At 66.4% G+C, this 21944-nt stretch carries 19 protein-coding genes; 12 read left to right on the forward strand and 7 right to left on the reverse strand.

Annotated features, from left to right (window positions below):
* Positions 1 to 54: 54 nt before the first annotated feature.
* On the forward strand, positions 55 to 1305 hold the full coding sequence (locus tag AC5P65_RS05635) for a DUF819 family protein (RefSeq protein WP_019662179.1): 1251 nt from the start codon (positions 55 to 57) through the stop codon (positions 1303 to 1305).
* Positions 1306 to 1724: 419 nt separating this feature from the next.
* Here AC5P65_RS05635 and AC5P65_RS05640 read toward each other — a convergent pair whose 3' ends face one another.
* Together AC5P65_RS05640 and AC5P65_RS05645 are read right to left on the reverse strand one after the other, a co-directional pair.
* Positions 1725 to 1949, reverse strand: a complete 225-nt coding sequence (locus tag AC5P65_RS05640; protein ID WP_005410613.1) for a YbdD/YjiX family protein — start codon at positions 1947 to 1949, stop codon at positions 1725 to 1727.
* Positions 1949 to 4030: a carbon starvation CstA family protein gene (locus tag AC5P65_RS05645; protein WP_019662178.1), complete on the reverse strand. Its 2082-nt coding sequence runs from the start codon at positions 4028 to 4030 to the stop codon at positions 1949 to 1951. The genes AC5P65_RS05640 and AC5P65_RS05645 overlap by 1 nt, the downstream gene beginning before the upstream one ends.
* Positions 4031 to 4245: 215 nt before the next feature.
* On the opposite strand from AC5P65_RS05645, the gene AC5P65_RS05650 reads away from it, so the two are divergent.
* Complete coding sequence (locus AC5P65_RS05650) at positions 4246 to 5097, forward strand: pirin family protein (protein WP_111098938.1); 852 nt, start codon at positions 4246 to 4248, stop codon at positions 5095 to 5097.
* Positions 5098 to 5225: 128 nt separating this feature from the next.
* On the opposite strand, the gene AC5P65_RS05655 is transcribed toward AC5P65_RS05650, so the two are convergent.
* From AC5P65_RS05655 to AC5P65_RS05670, 4 genes are all read right to left on the reverse strand, one after another.
* Positions 5226 to 5684 (reverse strand): hypothetical protein, encoded by a 459-nt coding sequence (locus AC5P65_RS05655; RefSeq protein WP_032954397.1) that lies wholly within the window; start codon positions 5682 to 5684, stop codon positions 5226 to 5228.
* A gap of 198 nt (positions 5685 to 5882) precedes the next feature.
* Positions 5883 to 6602, reverse strand: coding sequence for an aquaporin Z (gene aqpZ, locus AC5P65_RS05660; RefSeq protein ID WP_032954396.1), 720 nt, complete (start codon positions 6600 to 6602; stop codon positions 5883 to 5885).
* Between the two features lie 121 nt (positions 6603 to 6723).
* Positions 6724 to 7587, reverse strand: coding sequence for a pirin family protein (locus AC5P65_RS05665; protein ID WP_005418267.1), 864 nt, complete (start codon positions 7585 to 7587; stop codon positions 6724 to 6726).
* Between the two features lie 666 nt (positions 7588 to 8253).
* Positions 8254 to 10317 (reverse strand): 3-hydroxyacyl-CoA dehydrogenase NAD-binding domain-containing protein, encoded by a 2064-nt coding sequence (locus tag AC5P65_RS05670; protein WP_019662173.1) that lies wholly within the window; start codon positions 10315 to 10317, stop codon positions 8254 to 8256.
* A 235-nt stretch (positions 10318 to 10552) separates the two neighbouring features.
* On the opposite strand from AC5P65_RS05670, the gene rpoE reads away from it, so the two are divergent.
* The 9 genes from rpoE (at position 10553) to recO (ending at position 19203) form a co-directional block, all read left to right on the forward strand.
* Positions 10553 to 11173, forward strand: coding sequence for an RNA polymerase sigma factor RpoE (gene rpoE, locus AC5P65_RS05675; protein WP_019662172.1), 621 nt, complete (start codon positions 10553 to 10555; stop codon positions 11171 to 11173).
* Positions 11170 to 12051 (forward strand): sigma-E factor negative regulatory protein, encoded by an 882-nt coding sequence (locus AC5P65_RS05680; RefSeq protein WP_111098937.1) that lies wholly within the window; start codon positions 11170 to 11172, stop codon positions 12049 to 12051. The genes rpoE and AC5P65_RS05680 overlap by 4 nt, the downstream gene beginning before the upstream one ends.
* 74 nt (positions 12052 to 12125) lie before the next feature.
* On the forward strand, positions 12126 to 13658 hold the full coding sequence (locus tag AC5P65_RS05685) for a DegQ family serine endoprotease (protein ID WP_019662170.1): 1533 nt from the start codon (positions 12126 to 12128) through the stop codon (positions 13656 to 13658).
* A gap of 180 nt (positions 13659 to 13838) precedes the next feature.
* Positions 13839 to 15632 carry a translation elongation factor 4 gene (gene lepA, locus AC5P65_RS05690; protein ID WP_019662169.1) on the forward strand — a complete coding sequence of 598 codons (1794 nt, stop codon included), beginning with the start codon at positions 13839 to 13841 and terminating at the stop codon, positions 15630 to 15632.
* 54 nt (positions 15633 to 15686) lie between these two features.
* A complete protein-coding gene (gene lepB / locus AC5P65_RS05695) occupies positions 15687 to 16481 on the forward strand; it encodes a signal peptidase I (protein WP_019662168.1) in 795 nt (264 codons plus the stop codon).
* Positions 16482 to 16518: 37 nt separating this feature from the next.
* Positions 16519 to 16902 (forward strand): DUF4845 domain-containing protein, encoded by a 384-nt coding sequence (locus AC5P65_RS05700; protein ID WP_010482821.1) that lies wholly within the window; start codon positions 16519 to 16521, stop codon positions 16900 to 16902.
* On the forward strand, positions 16892 to 17572 hold the full coding sequence (gene rnc / locus AC5P65_RS05705; protein WP_019662167.1) for a ribonuclease III: 681 nt from the start codon (positions 16892 to 16894) through the stop codon (positions 17570 to 17572). Before AC5P65_RS05700 ends, rnc begins: the two co-directional genes overlap by 11 nt.
* Positions 17569 to 18465 (forward strand): GTPase Era, encoded by an 897-nt coding sequence (gene era, locus AC5P65_RS05710; protein ID WP_019662166.1) that lies wholly within the window; start codon positions 17569 to 17571, stop codon positions 18463 to 18465. The genes rnc and era overlap by 4 nt, the downstream gene beginning before the upstream one ends.
* 18 nt (positions 18466 to 18483) lie before the next feature.
* A complete protein-coding gene (gene recO, locus AC5P65_RS05715) occupies positions 18484 to 19203 on the forward strand; it encodes a DNA repair protein RecO (protein ID WP_111098935.1) in 720 nt (239 codons plus the stop codon).
* 516 nt (positions 19204 to 19719) lie between these two features.
* On the opposite strand, the gene AC5P65_RS05720 is transcribed toward recO, so the two are convergent.
* Positions 19720 to 20448 (reverse strand): response regulator, encoded by a 729-nt coding sequence (locus AC5P65_RS05720; RefSeq protein WP_031270573.1) that lies wholly within the window; start codon positions 20446 to 20448, stop codon positions 19720 to 19722.
* A gap of 127 nt (positions 20449 to 20575) precedes the next feature.
* Between AC5P65_RS05720 and rlmD the strand changes: the two genes are divergently transcribed.
* Entirely contained in the window at positions 20576 to 21910 is a 1335-nt protein-coding gene (rlmD, locus tag AC5P65_RS05725; RefSeq protein ID WP_031270572.1) for a 23S rRNA (uracil(1939)-C(5))-methyltransferase RlmD, read from the forward strand.
* Positions 21911 to 21944: the final 34 nt, after the last annotated feature.

A 21944-nucleotide genomic window follows, 5' to 3' on the forward strand; every position in this document is an offset into this window, starting at 1 on the left:
GCGCCGCTTTATGCGGCGCTTTTTTTTCCGCTCTTTCGATCGACAGAGGATCCCATGCCGACCGAACCCGCTACCGCCCTGATCAGCAACGATATCGTTGGACTGGGCCTGATCGCCGCCACCCTGGCCCTGATCTTCTGGGCTGCCAGTGGTCCGACCCCCTTGTTGAAGAAGATCTTCGCCTGGGTGCCGGCGCTGCTGCTGTGCTACTTCATTCCCGCCATCTACAACACCGCCGGTGTCATCGATGGCCACAACACCTCGCTGTACAACCCGGTCGCGCGTGACGTGCTGCTGCCGGCTGCACTGGTCCTGCTGACCCTGTCGATCGATCTGAAGGGCGTCATCAAGCTCGGCCCGAAGCTGTTGCTCGTGTTCTGTGCCGGTACCGCTGGCATCATGCTCGGCGCAATCGTCTCGTTCCAGCTGATGAAGCTGATCCACCCGGAAACCGTGGCCGGTGATACCTGGGCCGGCATGGCCGCGCTGGCCGGCAGCTGGATCGGTGGCGGCGCCAACATGGTGGCCATGCGCGAGGTGTTCGGCACCGACGCCACCACCTTCGGCCAGTTCGCCGTGGTCGACGTGGCCTGTGCCAGCCTGTGGATGGCGATCCTGCTGTTCCTGGCCAACCGCGCGCAGCAGATCGACACCCGCAACGGGGCCGATACCCGCGCCATCGACGAGATGAAGGCACGGATCAGCGCCTACGAGGCACAGAACGCGCGCATTCCCAGCATGACCGACCTGATGGTGATCGTCGGCGTGGCTCTGGGTGGCGTCGGCCTGGCCCACGCCATCGCCGCGCCGCTGTCGGGCTGGTTCAAGGCCAATATCAGCTGGGCCAGCCAGTTCAGCCTGGACAGCCAGTTCGTGTGGGTGATCCTGCTGTCCACGGCGATGGGCCTGGGCCTGAGCTTCACCCGTGCGCGCCGGCTGGAAGCGGCAGGCGCTTCGCGGCTGGGCACGGTGTTCCTTTACTTCCTGATTGCCTGCATCGGCATGCAGATGAACCTGCTGTCGCTGCTGGACAGGCCGTGGCTGTTCCTGCTCGGCGCGATCTGGATGGCCACCCACGTGCTGGTGCTGTGGGTGGTGGCCAAGCTGCTGCGCGCGCCGCTGTTCTTCTTCGCCATTGGTTCGCAGGGCAACATCGGCGCAGCCGCTTCGGCTCCCGTGGTGGCAGCAGCGTTCCACCCGACGCTGGCGCCGGTGGGCGTGCTGCTGGGTACGGTGGGCTATGCCACCGGCACCGGGCTGGCGTATGTCACCGGCCTGATCCTGAAGTGGATGGCCGGCGCCTGAGTCCTGAGCTGACGATCATGTTGCGTGTTCACGGCAATTGCCGTGGACACGCTTTCCCCGTGCAGAGCCGAGCCCACGCTCGGCTTTCTTTTTGCCTGCCACCGGATAGATCCACGTCATGCGTGGATGCACTTCATGGTATCCATGAACAAAGAAAGGACAGATCCGTTTCCCCGCGGAAACGGATCTGCCCCCTGATGCTTCTTGCCGTCAACGGAAATCTGTCGAAGGTGGGGTGGTGTCGGATGGCGGGGTGTCCGCGGCATGGATGCTGCGGCCAAGCCCCAAGGACGGGTTTACGGCGTCCCCGCCATCCGACACCACCCCGCCAAATTCACGGAAAACCAGAGCCGACGCTTTCGCCGTTGCAGTTGCAGTTGCCTCTGCGGGCGCCGGGCTGCAAGCCCGGCACCCAACCCTCAACAGCAGCGGCCACCATTGCGCCCACCGTAGCGCGCTTCCTGGCGTTCGCGGAAGAACGTCTTGTAGTCCATTGGCTCCTGGTCCGGGTGCTTTTCCAGCATGTGCCGGACATAGTTGTCGTAATCGGGAATGCCACAGCACAGACGTGCGGTCTGCACCAGGCGCCGCCAGATGCGGCGGTGCGCCTGGTACTGGCCGGCGGGAACCAGTTGCGTGCTCATCACAAATCCACCATTTCGTGCGGCTTCAGTGCCACGTAAGGGGTCTCGCGGTCGCTGCGCTGCGGATTGCGGCGTGCCGCCAGGATGGTCTTGATCGAATACACCAGCACAGCGCCCACCACCAGCAGGAACAGCGCGGTCAGGCCGGTGTTGACGTAGGCGTTGACCACGATCTGCTTCATCTGCGCCACCGATTTGGCCGGTGCGGTGATGGTGTCGCTGGCAATGGCAGCCTGGAACTTGTGTGCCTGGGCCAGGAACCCCTGTGCCGGGTTGCTGTCGAAGATCTTGATGAAGCCGGCATAGGTGGTGCAGATCAGCAGCCACACCGCCGGTACCGCGGTGACCCACGCATAGCGGTCACGCTTCATCTTGAACAGCACCACCGTGCCCAGCATCAGCGCGATGCCAGCCAGCATCTGGTTGGAGATGCCGAACAGCGGCCACAGCGTCTGGATGCCGCCGAACGGATCGACCACGCCGGTATAGAGCAGGTAGCCCCACAGTGCCACGCAACCCGCAGTGCCGATGATGTTGGCGGTCCACGATTCGGTCTTCTTCAGGGCCGGCACGAAATTGCCCAGCAGGTCCTGCAGCATGAAGCGTCCGGCGCGGGTGCCGGCGTCCACTGCGGTCAGGATGAACAGTGCTTCGAACAGGATCGCGAAGTGGTACCAGAACGCCATCATCGCGTCGCTGCCACTGGGAATCGCTTCGTGCAGGATCTGCGCGATGCCCACCGCCAGCGTTGGCGCACCACCGGCGCGATGCAGGATGGTCGGTTCACCGATCGCCGCCGCGGTCGCGGTCAGTTGTTCGGGCGTGATGGTGAAGCCCCAGGTGTTGGTGATGTAGTGCGCCGCCGAGGCCGCATCGGCACCGATCACGGCGGCCGGGCTGTTCATCGCGAAGTAGATGCCCGGGTCGATGATCGAGGCCGCCACCAGCGCCATCACCGCCACGAACGATTCCATCAGCATGCCGCCGTAGCCGATGTAGCGCATGTGCGCTTCATTGGCCAGCAGCTTCGGCGTGGTGCCGGACGAAATCAGCGCATGGAAGCCCGACACCGCACCGCAGGCGATGGTGATGAACAGGAACGGGAACATGCCGCCCTTCCACACTGGGCCATCACCGCTGGCGGCGAACTGGGTCAGCGCCGGCATCTTCAGTTCCGGCATCACGATCAGGATGCCGACGGCCAGCGCGATGATGGTACCGATCTTGAGGAAGGTCGACAGGTAGTCGCGCGGGGCCAGCAGCAGCCACACCGGCAGCACCGAGGCGACGAAGCCGTAGCCGATCAGCATCCAGGTGATCTGGGTGCCGGTGAAGGTGAACGCCGGGCCCCACACCGGGTCGGCGGCGACCTTGCCGCCGTACCAGATTGCGGCCAGCAGCAGGATCAGGCCGACCACCGAGATCTCGCCGATCCTGCCAGGGCGGATATAGCGCATGTAGACCCCCATCAGGATCGCGATGGGCATCGTCGCGATCACCGTGAACATGCCCCACGGGCTTTCGGCCAGCGCCTTGACCACCACCATCGCCAGCACCGCCAGGATGATGATCATGATCAGGAACGCACCGAACAGGGCGATGGTGCCGGGTACCTGGCCCATCTCCTCGCGCACCAGGTCACCCAGCGAGCGGCCGTTGCGACGGCTGGACAGGAACAGCACCATGAAGTCCTGCACTGCGCCGGCCAGCACCACGCCCACCACCAGCCACAGCAGGCCGGGCAGGTAGCCCATCTGCGCGGCCAGCACCGGGCCGACCAGCGGGCCGGCGCCGGCAATGGCGGCGAAGTGGTGGCCGAACAGCACGTGCTTGTTGGTCGGCACGTAGTCCAGGCCATCGTTGTTGATCACCGCCGGGGTGGCCCGGGTCGGATCCAGCTGCATCACCTTGTTGGCGATGAACAGGCTGTAGAAGCGGTAGGCGACCAGGTACAGCGAAACCGCAGCGACGACGATCCACAGCGCATTGATGTGCTCGCCGCGGCGCAGTGCCACGGTGCCCAGACAGAATGCGCCGAGCAGGGCGAGTACCGCCCAGCCCAGTTTTGAAAACCCTTTCATGAGGTGCTCTCTCCCGGAAAGACAGTCAAAGAGTCCCGCTTGCCTTCGACAGGGTCAATTGGCGCAGGACGAATCGGCGGTAGTACTTTGGTCGTACGTTCGTTGTGCTGACGTGCAGCGAACATCAGGGATGGAACAATCGGTTGCGGCGCCATCCATTGGCGTACGGCCGTATGGCGTCCATCTTCACTGGCATCCATCCAACAGGAGTCGCCATGAGCCTTCCCGAACCGGCCCGCGTGCTGCGCACCATCCGTGGCCTGCCCACCTCCGACGGTGCTGGCGTGCGCCTGACCCGCGTCATCGGCGGCCCCACGCTGCCCGATCTGGATCCGTTCCTGCTGCTCGATGAATTCGGAACCGACCGCGCCGAGGATTACATCGCCGGCTTCCCGGAACATCCGCACCGCGGTTTCGAGACCGTCACCTACATGCTCGACGGGCGCATGCGGCATCGCGACAACCACGGCAACGAAGGCCTGCTGACCCCGGGCAGCGTGCAGTGGATGACCGCTGGGCGTGGCCTGGTGCATTCGGAGATGCCCGAGCAGGAAAGCGGGCAGATGCGCGGCTTCCAGCTGTGGGTGAACCTGCCGGCAAAGGAGAAGATGACTGACCCGAAGTACCAGGAATTCGCGCCCGAGCGGATTCCGGTGGTGCAGCCGGAGCCGGGTGTGACAGTGAAGGTGATTGCCGGCAGCGTGGACGGCACCCGGGGTCCGATCGTGCAACCGGCCACCGATCCGCTCTACCTCGACATCACGCTGGCGCCCGACCGTGCCTGGACCTATGCGCTGCCGGAAGGGCACAACGCCTTTGCGTACGTATTCGAAGGTGGCGTGACCGTGGGTGAGCAGGACGCCGCGCGCGACGTCGCCCGCCAGGAACTGGCGGTGCTGGGCGGTGGCGAGCAGTTGCACATCTCGGCCGGCAATGAAGGCGCGCGCCTGATCCTGGTGGCCGGCCGTCCGCTGCGCGAACCGGTGATGCGCCACGGGCCGTTCGTGATGAACACGCGGCAGGAACTGATGCAGGCCTTCGTCGATTTCCAGGAAGGCAAGTTCTGACGTAGTACCGGCCGCTGGCCGGCAACTGCCTCGCATGGAGGCGGATCGGGGTGCCGGCCAGCGACCGGCACAACCGTTGGATGGGGTCGCGCTGCGGGGATGCTGCCAGGCAGTCATCCCCGTCATCCTCAGCGCCCGGCGGCCACGGCCGACGGGGTCAGGCTCATGCCCTGCGCCAGCTGTTGCAGTGACCCCAGCTCCTGCGCGCTGTCCGGATACAGCGAAATCTGCGCGTAACGCCCCTTGTCGAGCTTGACCACGCTGATGCGCCGTTCGGCATACCCCGGCGGTTGCTGGCCGCCCAGGTCGGGCTGGTACCAGTACAGCGATTCACCGCCGAAGCTGCCTTTTTCCTGCCGCAGCGAGCGGTTCAGCGGAATGGACGGGTCACGCGCGCTGAGCATCAGGCTCAGCACTTCGCGGCCATCAGGGGTGCTGGCGCGGCAGACCAGGAAATCGGCCTGCACCTGCTGCTGCCACTGCAGACCGCTGCTGGCCGGCAGCGAAGGACATTCGGACGGCGCCTGCGCGGCGGCGTGGGCCGCAGCGAAAAGCAGGCTCGACAACATGACAGGCACGAACTTCATGCATCCCCCAAGGTGATGAATTGGTTGGCTTCGCCAGCAGAGCCGGCGACCATGGCATCCCATCCCCGGACGCCCCCCCATCCGGCATGTGCACGGACGGTCAACTCAACCTTAACGGAACGTGAGCAATCGCACAATTCGCGGTTGCAAGCGCAACCATTGCGGCCGAGGGTCGGCCGCAATGGTTGCTGCCGGGGATCAGCGGTCGTTGCCGATCCACTTGTAGATCAGGCCGCCAATCGCGCCACCCAGCAACGGGGCGACCCAGAACAGCCACAACTGGCTGACCGCACCGCTGCCGGCGAAGAAGGCAACGGCCGTGGAGCGGGCCGGGTTCACCGAGGTGTTGGTGACCGGGATGCTGATCAGGTGGATCAGGGTCAGCGACAGGCCGATCGCCAGCGGGGCGAACCCGGCCGGTGCCTTGCCGTGGGTGGAGCCCATGATCACGATCAGGAACACCGCGGTCAGGACCACTTCGCACAGGAAGGCCGCAGCCACGCTGTAACCACCGGGCGACAGCGCGCCATAGCCATTGCTGGCGAACGCTCCGGCCTGGCTGCCATCGATGGCGAAGCCGCTGGCGCCGGAGGCGATCTGCAGCAGGATGAAGCCGGCCAGCAGGCCGCCCGCAACCTGGGCGATGATGTACGGCACCAGGTCCTTGGTCGGGAAACGACCACCGGCCCACAGGCCGACGCTGACCGCCGGATTGAAGTGCGCACCGGAGATATGGCCGAACGCATAGGCGCCGGTCACCACGGTCAGGCCGAAGGCGAGCGCCACGCCGAGGAAGCCGATACCCAGCGGATTGCCGTCACCACCGAACTTGGCGGCCAGCACTGCACTGCCACAGCCACCCAGAACCAGCCAGAACGTGCCGAGGAACTCGGCGGACAAGCGTTTACCCATGCTCATGTGTTGCACTCCTTTGACGGTCGAAAGTGTGATTTATGTCACATTTCAATGATCAGCGGGTGACTGTAGCGTCAACGCCGGGTGCAGGAATACACCCTCGGATGTGTGCAACACGCGATGCTCAGTACTGCGGCAGCGGGATGAACTCCTTGTCGTCGCCGGGGATGGTGCCGAAGCGACCGGCTTCCCAATCGTGCTTCGCCTGCTCGATACGCTCTTTCGAGCTGGACACGAAGTTCCACCACAGGTGGCGCGGGCCATCCAGCGGCTCGCCACCGAACAGCATCGCCTTCACCGGTGTCTTTGCGCGCAGGCGGCCGCGTGCGCCGGCTTCGGGGATGACCAGGTGCTGTGCGGGAATGTCCACGCCATCCAACTGCGCGTCGCCCTCAAGGATGTACAACGCGCGCTCGCGGTGACCGTCGTCGATGTCGATTTCCGCGTCCGGGTCCAGATCGATCGCCACATTGAGCGTATCGGCGAACACTTTCACCGGCGATTCCTCGCCATAGGCGCGGCCAGCGATCACCCGAAGCCAGGCACCCTTGCGGCGCTGCTCGGGCAGGGTGGCAGCGGCATGGTGATAGAACGCCGGCTCGATTTCCTCATGCGACTTCGGCAACGCGACCCAGGTCTGCATGCCGTGGATCGGGTTGTCATGGTCGCGGTCCGATTGTGGCGTGCGTTCGGAATGGGCGATGCCGCGGCCGGCGGTCATCCAGTTGACGTCACCGGGACGAATGACCTGATCCGAGCCCAGGGTGTCGCGGTGGCCGATGGCGCCCGACCACAGATAGGTAACCGTGGCCAGGCCGATGTGCGGATGCGGGCGCACGTCGATGGCGGTGCCGGGGTGCATCAGTGCCGGGCCCATCTGGTCGACGAACACGAACGAGCCGATGCTGCGCGCCTGCAGGGTGGGGACGGCGCGGCGGACTTCGAGGCCGCCGATGTCGTGCACGCGCGGGGCGATGATGGTGGTCATGCGGGCGTTCTCGCTGGCAGGGATCAGGTGGTCAGCATCGCATGCGGCTGTGACGGGGACATGCCTCGTATGGGTAACAGGGTGTTCCAGCCAACGGCGCAGCCCCTCGTGGCTGGTTGCTTGGTCGCTGAAGGCAGAAGCAAAAGCAGAAACCGCGCTTGGCCGGGCGGGTGGGTGGCGCAGGACACGCCGTAAACCCGTCCATGGGGGCTCGATGGCGCCATCCATGGCGCCAACGGTCCTGCGCAACCCACCCGCCCGACCTCTGACAGTTTCCGTGTGCGTCCAGCCACGGAGAAGAAAATAGAAAATCAAAATCAAACGCCGGTCGCTTCGCTCTTGGTGTCGACCAAGGTCGACACCCGCCAGTTCGTAATGATCCGTGCTGAACAAGGTCGACACCTACAGCCATCGCAGTTCACCCACCGTCACCGGGAAACTGTCAGGGGTGGGGCGGAGTCGGGTTGCGGGGTGTCCGCGGCATGGATGCCGCGGCCAAGCCCCCAAGGACGGGTTTACGGCGTCCCCGCAACCCGACACCGCCCCGCCCAACAAACAGAAAAGCCAGAGCCGGCTGTTGCTCTGGCTCTGGCTCTGGCTCTGGGTTTGGCTTTTGCTTCGGCGGTTGCCTCTGCGGGTACCGGGCCGCAGGCCCGGCCGATAAACTCAGACCACCGGTTCGCGCAGGGCGGGGTTGTCCCAGCCCGGGCGCGGGGCGAAGCGGTCGCCATGCCGCTGCTGCAGCGCCTTCAACCGCTCGACGATCGCATCGGCACCCACCGCACGGATGTGCTGGATCGGGCCGCCACGGAACGGCGCGAAACCGGTACCGAAGATCACGCCCGCATCCAACAGGTCCGCATCGGCCACTACACCTTCGTGCAGGCACGCCACCGCCTCGTTCAACAGCGGCAGGATCAGGCGGTCCTCCAGATCGGCCGGGGCCTGGTAATCGCTGGCCACGTCCGGCTTCTTCGGCTTGCCGTTCTCCCAGGTGTAGATGCCCTGGCCATCCTTCTTGCCGCGCTTGTCCTGTTCCACCGTCTGCAGGGCCGCCGGAATCTGCAGGCCGAGGAACGGCGCCAGTTCGCGGCCCACGCCCGCAGCCACGTCCAGCCCCACGGTGTCGATCAGTTCGATCGGTCCCATCGGCATGCCGAACTTCACGGCGGCCTTGTCGATCACCGGGCCCGGAATGCCTTCGGCATACGCGGTGGCCGCTTCCAGCATGTAAGGGAACAGCACGCGGTTGACCAGGAAGCCCGGGCTGCCGGCCACCGGCACCGGGAACTTGCCCAGTGCCTTGCAGAACGCGGCCAGGCGGCGTTCGGTTTCCGGCGCCATGCCGTCGTGATGGATGATCTCCACCAACGGCATCTGCGCGACCGGGTTGAAATAGTGCAGGCCGGCGAACTGCGCCGGGCGCTGGATGTGATCGCGCAGTTCCACCAGCGGGATCGACGAAGTGTTGGTGGTCAGCAGCGCGTCCTGCTTCATCTTCGGTTCCAGCGTCTGGTACAGCGCACGCTTGGCCTCGGGGTTCTCGATGATGGCCTCGATCACCAGATCGGCTTCGGCCACGCCGTTGCCTTCCAGATCGGCACGCAGGCGCGCGGCCACGGCAGGGCGCTTGCTCTCGTCACGCACCTTCTTGGCGAACAGCGACTGCGCGCGCTCCATGGCCGGGTCGATGAAGCGCTGCTCACGGTCCTGCAGGGTCACGTCGAAGCCCTTGTAGGCGGCCCACGCGGCGATGTCGCCGCCCATCACTCCGGCGCCGACCACGTGCACGTGACGGATGCCGGAATCACCACCGCCCAGGCCCTTCAGTCGCTCGGTGAGGAAGAAGATGCGGATCAGGTTGCGCGCGGTCGGTGTACTGGCCAGCTTCACCACCGCGCGCCGCTCGGCGTCCAAACGCGCCTGGATCGGCTTGCCGCCACTGCGTTGCCAGGTGCTGATCAGCGCGTACGGCGCCGGGTACTGGTCCTTCTTCGCCTTGCGTGCGACCTGCTTGACCATCTGCGGCGCCAGCAGCCGGCGTGCCAGCCAGGTGTTGGTGGCCCAGGCCATCGCGCGCTGCTTGAACGGGCGGCTGGTGCCGGACAGCGCCAGCGCGACGGCGGTGTCGAGCACCACCGCCGGCGCCACCACCTTGTCGACCAGGCCGATCCCCCGCGCGGCCGAGGCCGACAGGGTGCGTCCGGTCAGCATCATGTCCATCGCCGCCGGTGCACCCACCAGTTGCGGCAGGCGGGCGCTGCCGCCCCAGCCCGGGAAGATGCCCAGCTGGGTTTCCGGCAGGCCGATGCGGGTGCTGCTGTCGTTGGAGGCCACGCGGTAGCGGCAGGCCAGCGCCAGTTCGGTGCCGCCTCCCAGGCAGTGGCCATGGATCGCCGCCACGGTCGGGCAGGGCAGTTCGGCCAGCTTCTGGTAGGTGGCCTGGCCACGCCGGATCGCGTCGTTGACAGTGCCGCGACGGTCGAACTCCTGGAACTCCTTCAGGTCGGCACCGGCAATGAAGCCGGCCTTCTTCAGCGACTGGATCACCACGCCCTTGGGCGGATCCAGCGCGATGCGCTCAAGCAGGTCGCCCAGCTCCAGCAGCACGTCCTGCGACATGGCGTTGACGCTGCTGTCCTGACGATCCAGGGAGAGAACCACCACGCCGTCGTCGCGGATCTCGGGGTGCCAGTGGCTGAAGCGGAGACCATCGAAGCCTGAGAGCATGGACGTTCCATCCGGTTGTGTATGGAGAAGCGGCTATGATCCAGAGGTTGTTTCCCCCGCGTCAAATCCCAATAGCAGGGGAGTGGCGCCCCCGGATCCATGGCCGTGGACCGGGACGCTAACGGAACGGTGGTTAAAAGCTGGTGCGGCGCCAGGTGATCGGCGACTGAACTTTTCCCGGGATTGGCAGTCTCATTGCCCGACGTCGGTTGGGCTGACAGGAGTGCGGCCCCTCATGGCCGAGGTTGATACACCACAGGAGCTGGATCTGGAACTGGTCCGGCGCGTGCAGCACGGCGAGAGTGCCGCCTTCGATGTCCTGGTGCGCAAGTACCAGCATCGGGTGGTGGCCCTGGTCGGTCGCTACATCGCCGACTGGAGCGAATGTCAGGACGTCGCCCAGGACACTTTCATCCGCGCCTACCGCGCGATCGGGAGTTTCCGTGGCGACGCCCAGTTCTCAACCTGGTTGCATCGAATCGCCGTGAATACCGCCAAAAACTACCTGGCTTCACACAATCGACGGCCGCCGACCGATGACATCGACATCGGCGACGCCGAACAGTTCGACACCGGTACCCGCCTGCGCGACACCGACACGCCCGAACGCGAGTTGATGCGCCAGGAGCTGGAACAGACGGTAATGAAGGCCGTCAACGCGCTGCCGGAAGAACTCCGGTCGGCAATCACCCTGCGCGAGGTGGAAGGCCTGAGCTACGAGGATATCGCGCAGAAGATGGGGTGCCCGATCGGCACGGTGCGTTCACGGATCTTCCGGGCGCGCGAGGCGATCGACACCGAACTCCGGCCGCTGCTGGACATCGGCAGCGCCACCCGTGAGAAGAGCCGCGTATGACCAGTAAACCGTTCAACGAATCGCAGAACCACCAATCGCCCGCCGGACAGCGCCTGGACCAGCGCCATCGCGAGCAGCTGTCGGCCCTGGTCGATGGTGAGCTGGGCGCCGACGAAGCGCGCTTCCTGCTGCGCCGGATGGAGCACGACCCCGAGCTGGCCGGATGCCAGGAACGCTGGCAGCTGCTGGGCGACGTGATGCGCGGGCAGGCGTCGGCGCTGGCGCCGGCAGGCTTCAGCGCGGCCGTGGCCGCCGCGATCGCGGCCGAACCGGCGCCGCAGGTCGAGCCGCGTCGCCAGGTACGCCGCAGTGGCTGGCGGGCCTGGGGCGGCGGCGCCGCCCTGGCCGCGTCGGTGGCCGCCGTCGCGCTGTTCATCGGCGGCGAGAAGCTGAAGGAGGCCACGCCGGGTGAACCGCTGGCGCCGCAGGTGATCGCCAGCCAGGCGGAGCTGGCGCCGGCGCCCACCGCGCCGGCCCCGGTGACCGAGGCTTCGGTGGATACGGCCGCGATGGCCGTGGCTGCTGCGCCGGCTGTGGCGATGGCCGCTTCCAGCCGTCGTCAGGACGCCCGCCGTGCCAGCGCCACGCGTACCCAGCAGGCTGCGCGTGCCGCCCAGCGCGACGAGGCCCCGCAACGGGCCGTCGCCGCAGCGCCGGCGCCGTTGACCCCGACCGTGCCGGCCAACGCCAGCCGCAACCTGCCGTTCGGCGAGGTGGGCGGACTGCAGGCCCGGCCGTGGCCGCGCTCCAGCCTGGCGCCCGCTGCCGGTGGCGCACTCAATGCCAGCTTCCCGGCCCATGCCGGCGGCGCGGCGTTCTATCCGTTCGAGCCGCGCCTGCAGGACGACCTGTCGGTGCCGCCGCGCCCGCGCGACTGAGCCGGGCGCTTTCACGCCCCGCCGCCGGCGGGGTCCGTATTCCTCTTTCCATCCGATCCGGAGGTTGCCGTCCGATGACTCCCCGACTCCGCACGCAGGCCATGGGTCTGCTGGCCCTGACCCTTCCCCTGGTGGCCTGCGCACAGGCCCCCGCGCCTGCCGCGCAGACCCAGCCTGCGCCAGCTGCAGCAGCGCGGGCACCGGCGCAGCCGCTGGTCAGCGGCCTGCCCGACTTCACCAATCTGGTCGAACAGGTCGGCCCGGGCGTGGTCAACGTCGACACCACCATCGTCCGCAACAACCGCCAGGTCGCCCGCGGCCCGATGGGCGACGATGACATGCCGGAGTTCTTCCGCCGCTTCTTCGGCCCGGACTTCCCGATGCCCGGGCAGGGTCCGGGTGGGCCGGATGGCGGCCCCAGCATCAAGGGCCGTGGCATGGGCTCGGGCTTCATCATCTCGCCCGATGGCTATGTACTGACCAACTACCACGTGGTGGCCGATGCCAGCGAGGTGAAGGTCAAGCTGGGCGACCGCCGTGAGTTCACCGCGAAAGTGGTGGGCAGCGACCAGCAGTACGACGTCGCGTTGTTGAAGATCGACGGCAAGAACCTGCCGACCGTGCGTGTTGGCGACTCCAACTCCCTCAAGCCGGGCCAATGGGTGGTCGCGATCGGCTCGCCGTTCGGCCTCGATCACTCGGTCACTGCCGGCGTGGTCAGCGCCCTTGGCCGCAGCACCGGCGGGCCGGACCAGCGCTACGTGCCCTTCATCCAGACCGACGTGGCGATCAACCAGGGCAACTCCGGTGGCCCGCTGCTGAACACGCGTGGCGAAGTGGTCGGCATCAACTCGCAGATCTTCTCTGCTTCGGGCGGCTACATGGGCATCAGCTTCGCGATCCCGATCGACCTGGCGATGAGCGCGGTCGAGCAGATCAAGAAGACCGGCAAAGTCACCCGTGGCCAGCTCGGCGCGGTGGTGCAGGAAATCGACGGCCTGAAAGCGCAGGCGATGGGCCTGCCGGACAGCCGCGGCGCCCTGGTCAACCAGATCGTGCCGGACTCGGCTGCAGCCCGGGCCGGGGTGAAGATCGGCGATGTGATCCGTTCGGTGAACGGCGCGCCGGTCAACAGCTGGTCCGACCTGCCCCCGCTGATCGGCGCGATGGCACCGGGCAGCCGGGTCACCCTGGGCGTGATCCGCGATGGCAAGCCGCGCGACCTCAGCGCCACCCTGACCGCACTGACCGAAGATGCGCAGGCCAGTTCGCGTGGCCCGGCTGCCGGCAACAGCGATGCGGCTCCACAGGCCGGCGCCAACGCCCTGCTGGGGCTGGACGTCAGTGACCTGACCGCGCCGCAGCGCAAGCAGCTGGGCCTGGAATCGGGCGAGGGCGTGCGCATCACCGGGGTCAAGGGCCAGGGCGCCCGCGATGCGGGCCTGTCTCCGGGCATGGTGATCCTGCAGGTAGCCAGCACCCAGGTCGGCAGCGTGGACGCGCTGAACCGTGCGCTGTCCAGCTACAAGAAGGGCGACGTAGTGATGCTGCTGGTGCGCACCGGCAGCGGCAACAGCGCGTTCGTAGCGGTCAAGGCTGGCCAATAAGGCCGGTGCAGGGCCGCCCCGGCGGCCACGTGGTTCCCCCGAAGCCCCGCCCCGGCGGGGCTTCGGGCATTCCGGGCCCGGCTCGATGAGGCCGTTTTCGCGGGCGGGCGCCGGGCATGCGATAATCGACCGTTACCCTGACGACGCCGCGCGCCGCCGCCACCTATGTCTTCTGATTCGATGCGGAACATCCGCAACTTCTCCATCATCGCCCATGTCGACCACGGCAAGTCCACGCTGGCCGACCGCATCATCCAGCTCTGTGGTGGCCTGCAGGCCCGCGAGATGGAAGCGCAGGTGCTCGACTCCAACCCGATCGAGCGCGAGCGTGGCATCACGATCAAGGCGCAGTCGGTGTCGCTGCCGTACCTGGCCAAGGACGGGCAGACCTACCACCTGAACTTCATCGACACCCCCGGCCACGTCGACTTCTCCTATGAAGTCAGCCGCTCGCTGGCCGCCTGCGAAGGCGCGCTGCTGGTGGTCGATGCCGCCCAGGGCGTGGAAGCGCAGTCGGTGGCCAACTGCTACACCGCGGTGGAGCAGGGCCTGGAAGTGGTGCCGGTGATCAACAAGATCGACCTGCCCACCGCCGACATCGAGCGCGCCAAGGCCGAGATCGAGGCCGTGATCGGCATCGACGCCTCCGACGCGGTGCCGGTCAGCGCCAAGACCGGCTTGAACGTGCAGGATGTGCTGGAAGCGATCGTGCACCGCATCCCGCCGCCGGCGCCGCGCGACACCGACAAGCTGCAGGCGCTGATCATCGATTCGTGGTTCGACAATTACCTGGGCGTGGTGTCGCTGGTGCGCGTGATGCAGGGCGAGATCAAGGCCGGTGACAAGCTGCAGGTGATGTCCACCGGCCGCAACCACCAGGTCGACAACGTTGGCGTGTTCACCCCGAAGCGCAAGGTGCTGCCGGCGCTGAAGGCCGGTGAAGTGGGTTGGGTCACCGCCAGCATCAAGGACGTGCACGGTGCGCCGGTCGGCGACACGCTGACCCTGGCCGGCGACCCGGCCCCGAAGCCGCTGCCGGGCTTCCAGGAAATGCAGCCGCGCGTGTTCGCCGGCCTGTTCCCGGTCGACGCCGAGGACTACCCGGACCTGCGCGAAGCGCTGGACAAGCTGCGCCTGAACGACGCCGCGCTGCGTTTCGAGCCGGAAAGCTCCGAGGCGATGGGCTTCGGCTTCCGCTGCGGCTTCCTGGGCATGCTGCACATGGAGATCGTGCAGGAGCGCCTGGAGCGCGAATACAACCTGGACCTGATCAGCACCGCGCCGACGGTGGTGTACGAGGTCCTGAAGACCGATGGCTCGATCATCAACATGGACAATCCGGCCAAGCTGCCGCCGGTGAACCAGGTCGAGGAGATCCGCGAGCCGATCATCCGTGCCAACGTGCTCACTCCCGAGGAGTACATCGGCAACATCATCAAGCTGTGCGAAGAAAAGCGCGGCAGCCAGATCGGCATCAATTACCTGGGCAGCCAGGTGCAGATCAGCTATGAATTGCCGATGGCCGAGGTGGTGCTGGACTTCTTCGACAAGCTGAAGTCGGTCAGCCGTGGCTATGCCTCGCTGGACTACCACTTCGTGCGCTTCGACGCGGGCCCGTTCGTGCGCGTGGACGTGCTGATCAACGGTGACAAGGTCGATGCCCTGTCGCTGATCGTGCACCGCAGCCATGCCGACCGCCGCGGCCGCGAGCTGTGCGAAAAGATGAAGGACCTGATCCCGCGCCAGATGTTCGACGTGGCCATCCAGGCCGCCGTTGGCTCGCAGATCATCGCCCGCACCACGGTCAAGGCCATGCGCAAGAACGTGCTGGCCAAGTGCTATGGTGGCGACGTTTCGCGCAAGAAGAAGCTTCTGGAAAAGCAGAAGGAAGGCAAGAAGCGCATGAAGCAGGTCGGCCGCGTGGAGATCCCGCAGGAAGCGTTCCTGGCCGTGCTGCAGATGGACAACAAGTAAGCCCGCACCGGCCCTGCGGGGCCGGTCGTCTGGTGACGTTGCAAAGGACCCTGAATGAAACTGTTTGAGATCCTCCTGGTCGTGCTGACCCTGGCCTCGGGCCTGATCCTGCTTGCGGACAAGCTGTACCTCGCCAAGCGTCGCGCCCAGCGCGCGGGCCTGCTCGATTCCGAGCCGGTGCTGGTGGATTACTCGCGTGCGTTCTTCCCGGTGCTGGCGATCGTGCTGGTCGTGCGCAGCTTCATTGCGGAGCCGTACAAGATTCCATCCAGTTCGATGATGCCGAACCTGCTGATCGGCGATTTCATCCTGGTCAACAAGTTCTCCTATGGCCTGCGCCTGCCGATCAGCAACACCAAGATCGTGCCGTTTGGCGAGCCGTCGCGTGGTGACGTGGTGGTGTTCCACTTCCCCGGCCATGGCGAGAACGATCCGGCCAAGGGCGAGAACTTCATCAAGCGCGTGATCGGCGTGCCGGGTGACACCGTGGTCTTCGAAGGCGACGGCGTGATCCTCAACGGCGAGCCGCTGAAGTATGACAACAAGGGTATCTACGCCGGCCACAAGGGCCAGGGCGAGGGCGCCAACCTGCTGCTCGAGCACCTGCCGGGCCGCACCCACACGGTGCTGGAGACCGACTATCCGCGCGGCCAGGGCCAGTGGACCGTGCCGGCCGGCAAGTACCTGGTGATGGGCGACAACCGCGACAACAGCGATGATGGCCGGTTCTGGGGCCTGCTGCCGGAAGAAAACCTGCGCGGCAAGGCGTTCCTGATCTGGCTGAACTGCCAGGGCTGGTTGTGCAAGGATGGCTTCGAGCCGTCGCGGATCGGCTCGAGCATCAACTGAGTACCTTCACATCCAACGCGTATCTGGGGAGAACGCAATGAAGACGATGAACACGCAGCGTGGCATGACCTTGACCTCGTTCCTGACGGTCCTGATCGTGGTGGGCTTCTTCCTCTACATCGGCATGAAGCTGTTCCCGATGTATCAGGAGTACTACGCTGTGCGCTCGGCGATGAAGAGCCTGGCCAACGAGCCGGGCGTGGGCAGCATGGAGCCGGCGCGCATCCAGGACCTGTTCTTCAAGCGCCTGTACATCAACTACTCGGACAACGTGAAGCCGGCCAACGTGAAGTTCGACCGTCGCGACAATGGCTGGACCCTCAAGGTCAACTACGAAGTGCGCCGTCAGCTGATCGGCAACCTCGATGTGGTTGGCAAATTCGATTCTTCCCAGGACCTGACACGAAGCGGTGCCCAGTAAATTCATCCAACGTGGCGACCTGATCGGTCATGCCTTCAGCGACCCGGCGCTGCTCAAGCAGGCGCTGACGCATCGCAGTGCCGGTGCGCCGCACAATGAGCGGCTGGAGTTCCTTGGCGACAGCATCGTCAACATGATGGCGGCCGAGGCGTTGTACCGGCGCTGGCCCAAGGCCGACGAAGGGGCGATGACCCGTGCCCGCGCAGAGCTGGTGCGTGAAGGCGCACTTGCGGTGATCGGGCGCAGCCTGGAACTGGGCGAGCGGCTGACCTTGGGCCCGGGCGAAATGAAGTCCGGTGGTCATCGCCGCGACTCGATCCTGGCCGATGCGGTGGAAGCCGTGGTGGCTGCGATCTACCTGGATGCCGGCTTCGAGGCCTGCCGGGCAGTGGTGCTGCCCTGGTTCAGTGCTTCGATCGAGGCGCTGCCGGCCTCGGGCCGGCCTGAGAAGGATCCCAAGACCCGCCTGCAGGAATGGCTGCAGGCCCGACAGAAGGCGTTGCCGCAGTACGAGCTGGTGTCAGAATCCGGTGACGACCACGCCAAGCACTTCCGGGTACGCTGCAACGTAGCCGACCCGGCCGCCAGCACCGAGGGCGAAGGCGCCTCGCGGCGGCTTGCCGAACAACAGGCGGCTGCGGCCGTCCTAGAACAACTGGATTCCAAGTGAGCGAACAAACTTCCCATCATTGCGGCAGCGTGGCCGTCATCGGCCGCCCGAACGTGGGCAAATCGACCCTGACCAATGCCCTGGTCGGCGCCAAGGTCAGCATCGTTTCCAACCGCCCGCAGACCACGCGCCATCGCCTGCTGGGCATCGCCACCTATCCGGAAGGACAGCTGGTGCTGGTCGACACCCCCGGCCTGCACAAGGTGCAGAAGCGGGCGATGAACCGGGTGATGAACCGCGCTGCGCGCGGCTCGCTGGAAGGCGTCGACGCCGGCCTGCTGGTGATCGAAGCCGGCCGCTGGGATGAAGAGGACAGCCTGGCTTTCAATGTGCTGCGCGACGCTGGCATTCCGGTGGTGCTGGTGGTCAACAAGATCGATCGCCTGAAGGAGAAGGGCGCGCTGCTGCCGTTCCTGCAGCAGGTGACCGAAGGTCGCGACTTCGCCGCCGTGCATCCGATCTCCGCGCAGAAGCGCAACGGCCTGGAAGCGCTGGTGCGCGATGTGCTGAAGCTGCTGCCGGAAGCCCCGCCAATGTTCGGCGAGGACGAGATCACCGACCGCAGCCAGCGTTTCCTGGCCGGTGAACTGGTGCGCGAGCAGCTGATGCGCCAGCTCGGCGAGGAACTGCCGTATGCCACCACGGTGGAAATCGAGCGTTTCACCGAAGATGGCAACCTGCTGCGCATCGGTGCGGTTATCTGGGTCGAACGTGAAGGCCAGAAGGCGATCGTGATCGGCAAGGGTGGCACCCGGCTGAAGGAGATCGGCGCCAAGTCCCGCCTGCAGATGGAACGTTTGTTCGGGGCCAAGGTGTTCCTGGAGACCTGGGTGCGCGTGCGTGAAGGCTGGTCCGACGACGAGGCCGCACTGAAGGCCTTCGGTTACGAGTAAGTCGTTGCGGTCGCTTCGATGCTGATCGAGGACGACACCGGCTTCGTGCTGCATGCACGGGCCTACCGCGAGACCAGCCTGCTGGTCGAAGTGCTGAGCGCGCAGCATGGCCGTATCGGCCTGCTCGCGCGTGGTGTGTCAACCGCCAAGGGCCAGGTGCTGCGCGCTGCCCTGCAGCCATTGCAATGGATCCGCTTCAGTGCCCAGCAGCGCGGTGAACTGGCCCAGCTGCGCGGTGCCGAGGCGCTGGATGCCGCGCCACGCCTGGTCGGCCAGGCGATGTTGGCCGGCTTCTACCTGAGTGAACTGACCCTGCGCCTGGCCCCGCGCCAGGACCCGCTGCCCGGGTTGTACCTGGCCTACGGCGAGGCACGTGCGCGGCTGGCCGTGGGCGCCGGCCTGGCCTGGACCCTGCGTCGCTTCGAACGCGAGCTGCTGTCCGCGCTGGGCCTGGGTTTCGATCTGGACAGCGCGAGCGACGGCCAGCCGATCGACCCGGCCGCGCGCTACGAACTGGACCCGCAGGAAGGCGCGCAGCGCCTGCTGAGCGAGCGCGGTGGGGAACGCCGGGCGGCGGCCACTGGCTCGGCGCTGCTGGCGTTGGCGGCCGACGAAGAACCCCATGCCGCCGACCTGGCCAGCCTGCGCCTGCCGATGCGGCGGGTGCTGGCCCATCACCTCGGGCCGCGCGGCCTGAAGTCCTGGGAAATGCTCGAGCAGCTCGCACCCCGCAGGTAGGGGGTGTTCGGCAGGGCTTGCAGCCCTGCACCTGCCGAATCAACGGCGACGGCAAAAGCTGGCTACTCGTGGGTAGGCGGGGTGGGTCCGGTTGCGGGAGACGCCGTAAACCCGTCCATGGGGGCTTGGCCGCGGCATCCATGCCGCGGACACTCCCGCAACCGGACCCACCCCGCCTTCGACAGTTTTCCGCGAGCTGTCGGAATGGCAATGGGGTCAGATCCGTTTTCCTTCGGAAAACGGATCTGACCCCAGTTTGAATTTCGATATCTGACAGAAATTCATCCACGCATGGCGTGGATCTACCCGATCGCGGCAAACTGTCAGAGGTGGGGCGGTGTCGGAGTGCGGGGTGTCAGCCGCATGGATGCGGCTGCCAAGCCCCCATGGACGGGTTTACGGCGTCCCCGCACTCCGACACCGCCCCGCCACCCCACGGAATGCCAGCTGTTGCTGTTGCTGTTGCCTTGGCTTGAAGCCTCTGCAGGTGCAGGGCGCAGCCCTGCCGACCAACCCTCAATGCAGCAGGGCCGCCACCGCCGCGCGGAACCCATCCTGGGCCTGCCCGGACTCCGGCGCATGATGCAGCTGGCGCACCGCCCGGGCCAAGCGTGCCGCGCCCACGAACCCACAGCTCGCCTGCAACCGGTGCAACTGGCTGCGCAGCTGACGCTCATCATGCTGGTCCACCGCCTGCTCGACCGCGTCACGCACCCCCGGCAGCTCGGCCAGGAACAGTTCGCGCAGGGCGATCAAGTGGTTGCGCTGGCCATTGAGCGCGGCCAGTGCCGCTGTCTCGTCCCAGTCCTGCACCTGCAGCTCGACCGCTGCCGGGGCCGGGGCAACGGAGATCCCCGCCGGGCTGTTCACCAGTGCGCGGCGCACCGCCTTCAGCAACTGGTCGCGGCCCAGCGGCTTGACCAGGGTGTCGCTGAAGCCAGCTTCGCGCAGGCGGGCATGGATGGACGTGTCACCGTCAGCGGTATGTGCCAACGCCGGGGTGTCGGGATGTGAACGGCGCAGTTCGCGCAGCAGCTGCGCGCCATTGCCGTCCGGCAGGTTGACGTCGATCAGCCACAGGTCGTGCGCGCCGGGTTCGGCGCTGGCCAAAGCGCTGGCCAGCGAATCTGCGGTGTCCACATCCGCCGGTAACGTTTCCAACGCCGCCTTGAAAAAACCGCGGCTGATGATGTCGTCCTCGACAAGCAGGAAGCGGGGCCGGCTGGCCCGCGGGGTCATCTGCATCAGGGCTGCCTCCATGTCAGCTGCTGCAATCATCAAGCACGGCGGCGGCGGGCGCAAGCGGGTCCGGACCCTGCCGGTCAGGATCTGCGACAATACGCCCCCATTTTTGCCCGCAGCCTGTTGCCACGTGGCCCGATCCCGCTCCCGCATCGACCGTACCCCGTTCCAGACCGAAATCCTCGACCTCAGCCATGATGGTCGCGGCGTCGCCCGCCGTGAAGGCGAGGGCGGCAAGGTCACCTTCGTCAGCGGTGCCCTGCCGGGTGAGGTGGTGACGGCCGAACAGACGGCCCGCAGCCGCCATTTCGACGAAGCGCGCACTCTGGAAGTTCTGCAGGCCTCGCCGCAGCGCGTGACCCCGAAGTGCCCGCATTTCGGCACCTGCGCCGGCTGCGTGCTGCAGCACCTGGACGAAGACCAGCAGATCGTCGCCAAGCAGCGCGTGCTGATGGACAACCTGGAGCGGATCGGCCATGTGAAGCCGGGCACCGTGCTTGCGCCGCTGGTCGGCGACAGCTGGGGTTACCGTCGCAAGGGCCGCTTCTCCGTGCGCCGGGTCGAGAAGAAGGACAAGACCCTGGTCGGCTTCCGTGAACAGGACCCGCGTTTCGTCGCCGACCTCAGCCAGTGCCTGACCGTGATCCCGGAGATCGGCACCAAGGTCGAGGCGCTGTCCACCTTCATCGAATCGCTCGATGGCAAGCGCGATATCCCGCAGATTGAGTTCATCGCCGGCGACCAGGCCGTGGTCCTGACCGTGCGCCACCTGCAGCCACTCAGCGATGCGGACCGTGCGGCCTGGGCTGCCTTCGGCCAGCAGCATGGCTTCGTGATCTACCTGCAGTCCGGTGGCGTGGACACCGTGCAGCCGCTGGACGGGCAGGGTGTGCCCCTGTCGTTCCGGCTGGCGCCCTGGGATGTGGAACTGGCATTCCGCCCGCTGGACTTCATCCAGGTCAACGCCAAGCTCAACGAAAAGATGATCGCCCATGCCCTGGATCTGCTGGAGCCGGGTGAGGACGAGCGCGTGCTGGACCTGTTCTGCGGCCTGGGCAATTTCACTCTGCCGCTGGCCCGCCGCGTGCGCGAGGTCGTTGGCGTGGAAGGCGATGCCGGCCTCGTCGCGCGCGCCCGTGAGAATGCTGAGCGCAATGGCCTGGCCAACGCCCAGTTCTTCAGCGCCGACCTGACCCAGGACCAGCGCAGCACGGCGTGGATGCGCCAGGGCTTCGACAAGCTGCTGCTGGATCCGCCGCGCTCGGGCGCGATCGAAGTGCTGCAGCAGCTGCCGCTGAAGCAGTTCAAGCGCATTGTCTACGTGAGCTGCCACCCGGGCTCGCTGGCACGCGATGCCGGCTATCTGGTCAACGAACAGGGCTTCACCCTGGTCAGCGCCGGTGCCATGGACATGTTCCCGCACACCGCGCACGTGGAAAGCATCGCAGTATTCGAGAAGCGCTGAGCAGGTGTCATCACCCGTGGCGCATAATTGCGCC

This window comes from Stenotrophomonas sp. YJH_SMC_48-3, assembly GCF_059369375.1.